Origin of the sequence: uncultured Sphingomonas sp. (genome assembly GCF_946477935.1) — a bacterium.
Taxonomy (GTDB): Bacteria; Pseudomonadota; Alphaproteobacteria; order Sphingomonadales; family Sphingomonadaceae; genus Sphingomonas.
The window spans coordinates 1-4,523 of sequence record NZ_CAMLAC010000262.1 but is presented as its reverse complement, the minus strand read 5'-3'; the positions used below and the strand labels follow the sequence as shown (position 1 = coordinate 4,523).

3 protein-coding genes are annotated in these 4,523 nt (G+C 65.6%); 2 read left to right on the top strand and 1 reads right to left on the bottom strand.

All coding sequences use genetic code 11. The features are described from left to right. The first annotated feature begins 155 nt into the window (after window positions 1-155). Both Q0U08_RS17950 and Q0U08_RS17945 read left to right on the top strand, forming a co-directional pair. Window positions 156-1,361, top strand: a complete 1,206-nt coding sequence (locus Q0U08_RS17950; protein ID WP_298093020.1) for a cation:proton antiporter — start codon at window positions 156-158, stop codon at window positions 1,359-1,361. 169 nt (window positions 1,362-1,530) lie between these two features. Further along, the gene (locus Q0U08_RS17945) at window positions 1,531-1,794 is read left to right on the top strand and encodes a hypothetical protein (RefSeq protein ID WP_298093019.1); all 264 of its coding nucleotides are present in this window, start codon (window positions 1,531-1,533) and stop codon (window positions 1,792-1,794) included. A gap of 50 nt (window positions 1,795-1,844) precedes the next feature. Here Q0U08_RS17945 and metH read toward each other — a convergent pair whose 3' ends face one another. Further along, entirely contained in the window at window positions 1,845-4,445 is a 2,601-nt protein-coding gene (metH, locus tag Q0U08_RS17940; RefSeq protein ID WP_298093018.1) for a methionine synthase, read from the bottom strand. Window positions 4,446-4,523 lie beyond the last annotated feature (78 nt).

Genomic DNA, 4,523 nt, shown 5'->3' with positions numbered 1-4,523 from the left:
CAAGCAATGCTTGCGTTTGGGGCGCCCCCTCACCCTCCCCACGGCTACGCCGCGGGTCCCCTCCCTCTCCCCTGCGGGGAGAGGGCCAAGCACCCCCATTGCACCCCTCCCCTCACCTTCGCTAACCAGCGACAAAACGGGGGGTATCAACGATCATGCACATGACGCCGACGGAGATATTCCTCCTCGCGATCCTTATCATCTTCACCGGGCCCTATCTGGTCTGGCGACTGGGTCGCACCGATTACTGGGCGCCGCTCGTCGTCGTGCAGATCATCGGCGGCGTCCTGCTCGGGCCGGGTGTGCTGGGCGCGATCTTTCCCGGCTATTACGCCTTCGTCTTCGCCGGACCGACGATCACCGCACTGAACGGCATCGCCTGGTGGGCGGTGATGCTGTTCGTGTGGATCGCCGGACTTGAACTGGACGTGGGCGAGGCATGGCGCCGCCGCCGGGAAACCGGGATCACTGCCGGCCTTGCGCTCGGTGTACCACTGATCGCCGGCAGCCTTGCCGCGATCCTGATGCTCCGCTTCCCCGGCTGGCGCGGCGCGGACGGTGCGGACTGGCAGGTGGTACTCGGGATCGGCATGGCCTGTGCCGTCACCGCGCTGCCGATCCTCGTCCTGTTGATGGAAAAGCTATCCATCCTGCGCGCGCCGCTCGGCCAGCGTGTCCTGCGTTACGCCAGCCTCGACGACATCGCCATCTGGGGCGTCCTCGCGCTCATCCTGCTCGACTGGGAAAGGGTGACGCGACAGGCCGGCTTTCTGGTCGGCTTCGCGCTCGCCACCTGGGCCGTGCGCCGCCTGCTGCGCGCCATTCCGGAGAACGACCGCTGGTATGTCGGGCTGATCTGGCTGGCGGCCTGCGGCTTCGCCGCCGACTGGGCGGGGCTGCACTTCATGGTCGGCGCGTTTCTGGCCGGCGCGGTCCTCGACGCGCACTGGTTCGGCGAGGCGCGGATGGACCGGTTCCGTCAGACGATCCTGATGGGCATCATGCCGGTCTATTTCCTGTCCACGGGCCTCAAGACGCAATGGGGTGTCGGCGGTGTCGCGGTGTTCGCCGCCGCCGCACTGCTGCTGGTCGCGTCGATCGGCGGCAAGCTGGCCGGGGTCGCCATGGCCGGACGCATTCTGAAATGGCCCAAGGGCGATGCGAGGGCGATCGGCTGGCTGCTCCAGACCAAGGCGCTGATCATGATCATCTTCGCCAACATCCTGCTCGACAAGCACATCATCACCAACGAGACCTTCACCGCTCTCCTGCTGATGGCGGTGGCCAGCACGATGCTGACGATCCCCAAGGTCGCCCCGATGCTGAAGCGCGATCCCGCCTTGGTGAAGCGGGGATTCTGATCGCGATGATTGGCGGCTGGCGCCAATTTTCGGTGCAGGCCGCCACGCACTGGAATCAGCAACTTCAGTCAAGGTACTGAGAATACGACGATCAGGTGTTTGGCATCATTAATGCACTAAGGCAGATGCACCAGTTGATGGTGAATAATCTGCCTCAGGGAGCCTATCGATGCCACGTTTCACCACCATCCTCGCTACCGCCATCGCCGGTCTCGCACTTGCCGCATCCGCAACGCAGGCCGGCGCGGAGACCGTCATGCTCAAGACCAAGATCGTGAGAATGCCGGCCAGCGCCCTCAAGACGCCGGACTCCCGCATCTGCATGCCGCGCGAGACAAGCCCTATCGTCGGCAAGGACAAGTCGATGCCCAAGACCCTGTGCCAGACTGTGGCGCAATGGTCGGAACACGGGGTGAGCATCATCGCCAGATGAGGCGCCGAATGGGGGAGCCCGCGCTCCCCCGTCCATTACGGAGAACCTTCTCAGTCCAGATTGGGCCGCAACCAGCGCGTCGCCTGTGCCACATCCACCCCGCGCCGCGTGGCATAGTCGGCAACCTGATCCTCGCCGATCCGCGCGACGCCGAAATACTCCGCCTGCGCGTGCCCGAAATAAAAGCCGCTCACCGCCGCGGTCGGCAGCATCGCGAAGCTTTCGGTCAGCTCGATCCCCACCGCCTCTTCCGCGCCCAACAGATCGAACAGCGTCCGCTTCAGGCTGTGTTCCGGGCACGCCGGATAGCCCGGTGCCGGGCGGATGCCGCGATATTGCTCGCGGATCAGCGCGTCGTTGGTCAGTTGCTCGCCCTCGGCATAGCCCCACAGCTCGGTGCGGACATGCGCGTGCAACGCTTCGGCAAAGGCTTCCGCCAGCCGGTCGGCCAGCGCTTTCAGCAGGATGTCGTTGTAATCGTCCACCTCCGCCTTGAAGCGGGCGAGATGCGGCTCGATCCCGTGAATACCGACCGCAAAGCCGCCCAGCCAGTCGCCTGCGGGATCGATGAAGTCGGCCAGGCACATATTGGCGCGCCCCTCGCGCTTGGCGATCTGCTGGCGCAGGAAGGGCAGCCGCGTGCCCTCGTCCAGCACCACGTCGTCCCCGTCGCGCCGGCATGGCCATAGCGCGGCGACGCCCCTGGCCGTCAGCCACTTCTCCGCGATGATCCGGTCGAGCATCGCCTGCGCATCGGCATGGAGCGAGCGCGCGCTTTCCCCCACCACCTCGTCGTCCAGGATCGCCGGGAAATTACCCGCCAGTTCCCAGGCGCGGAAGAAGGGCGTCCAGTCGATATAATGGCGCAGATCCTCCAGCGACCAGTCGCCGAACACGTGCACGCCCGGCTGCTTCGGCGCGCTCGCCTTCAGCATCATGTCCGCGGTAAAGCCCCGCGCCCGCGCCTCGGCCAGCGGCAACAGGTCGTTCTGGCCCTTGCCCGCGCGGGCATCGCGCACCTTCTGATATTCCGCGGCGATCCCGGCGACATAGCCCTCGGCCTGCGTGTCGGAGACGAGCGTGGTCGCCACGCCCACCGCACGGCTGGCGTCCAGCACATGCACCACCGGCCCGGTATAGGCCGGCGCGATGCGCAGCGCGGTGTGCACCTTGGAGGTGGTGGCGCCGCCGATCAGCAGCGGCATCGTCATGTTCGCGCGGCTCATTTCCTCGGCCACCGTCACCATCTCGTCCAGCGAGGGGGTGATGAGGCCGGACAGCCCGATCATGTCGGCATCATTCTCGTTCGCGGCCTCCAGGATCTTCGCCCAGGGGACCATGACGCCCAGATCGACCACCTCGAAGCCGTTGCACTGGAGCACGACGCCGACGATGTTCTTGCCGATATCGTGCACGTCGCCCTTCACGGTCGCCATGATGACCTTGCCCTTGCCCTTGGCGCCGGGCTCCTTGGCCGCCTCGATGAAGGGCAGCAGGTGCGCCACCGCCTTCTTCATCACGCGCGCGGACTTCACCACTTGCGGCAGGAACATCTTGCCTGAACCGAACAGGTCGCCGACGACGTTCATCCCGTCCATCAGCGGCCCTTCGATCACCTCGATCGGCCGCCCGCCGCGCGCGGCGACGGCGGCGCGCAGTTCCTCGGTATCGTCCACGACATGCGCGTCGATGCCCTTGACCAGCGCATATTCCAGCCGCTTGGTCACCTCCAGCCCGCGCCACTCGGCCGCCTGCTTCTCGGCCACCGCATCCGTGCCCCGGAACGTCTCGGCCAGCGCGACCAAGCGCTCGCCCGCTTCCGGATCGCGGTTGAGGATCACGTCCTCGCACGCGGTGCGCAGCGCAGGGTCGATCGTGTCGTACACGTCGAGCTGGCCCGCATTGACGATGCCCATGTCCATGCCCGCGGGGATCGCATGATACAGGAAGATGGAGTGCATCGCGCGGCGCACCGGCTCGTTGCCGCGGAAGCTGAACGACAGGTTCGACAGCCCGCCCGAGATATGGACGTGCGGGCAGCGCGCCTTGATCTCGCGGCACGCCTCGATGAAGTCGACGCCGTAGTTGTTATGCTCCTCGATCCCCGTTGCCACCGCAAAGACGTTGGGATCGAAGATGATATCCTCTGGCGGGAAGCCAATGCCGGTCAGCAGGTCATAGGCCCGCGCGCAGATCTCGACCTTGCGGTCCTTGGTGTCCGCCTGTCCCACCTCGTCGAACGCCATGACGACGACCGCCGCGCCATACGCCATGCACAGGCGCGCGTGATGCAGGAACTGCTCCTCGCCCTCCTTCATGCTGATCGAATTGACGATCGGCTTGCCGGACACGCATTTCAGCCCCGCCTCGATCACGCTCCATTTCGAGCTGTCGATCATGATCGGCACCCGCGCGATATCGGGTTCGGCGGCGATCAGCTTCAGGAAGGTCGTCATGGCATACTCGGCGTCGAGCAGCCCTTCGTCCATGTTGACGTCGACCACCTGCGCGCCATTCTCCACCTGGCTGCGCGCCACTTCGACCGCACGGGCATAGTCGCCCGCCATGATCATCTTCTTGAACGCCGCCGAACCGGTGACGTTGGTCCGCTCGCCGACATTGACGAACTGGGTGGAGGAATTGGTGGTCATCATGTCAATCTTTCTAGCCCCTCCCCTTCAGGAGAAGGGTTGGGGTGGGGGCTGCCCCAGCACGCCATGGTCTCGGTG

Bases quoted from the DNA above. Each gene is read 5' to 3' on its own strand.
- metH (WP_298093018.1), bottom strand. From the start codon at position 4,445: ATGACCACCAATTCCTCCACCCAGTTCGTCAATGTCGGCGAGCGGACC.
- Q0U08_RS17945 (WP_298093019.1), top strand. From the start codon at position 1,531: ATGCCACGTTTCACCACCATCCTCGCTACCGCCATCGCCGGTCTCGCA.
- Q0U08_RS17950 (WP_298093020.1), top strand. From the start codon at position 156: ATGCACATGACGCCGACGGAGATATTCCTCCTCGCGATCCTTATCATC.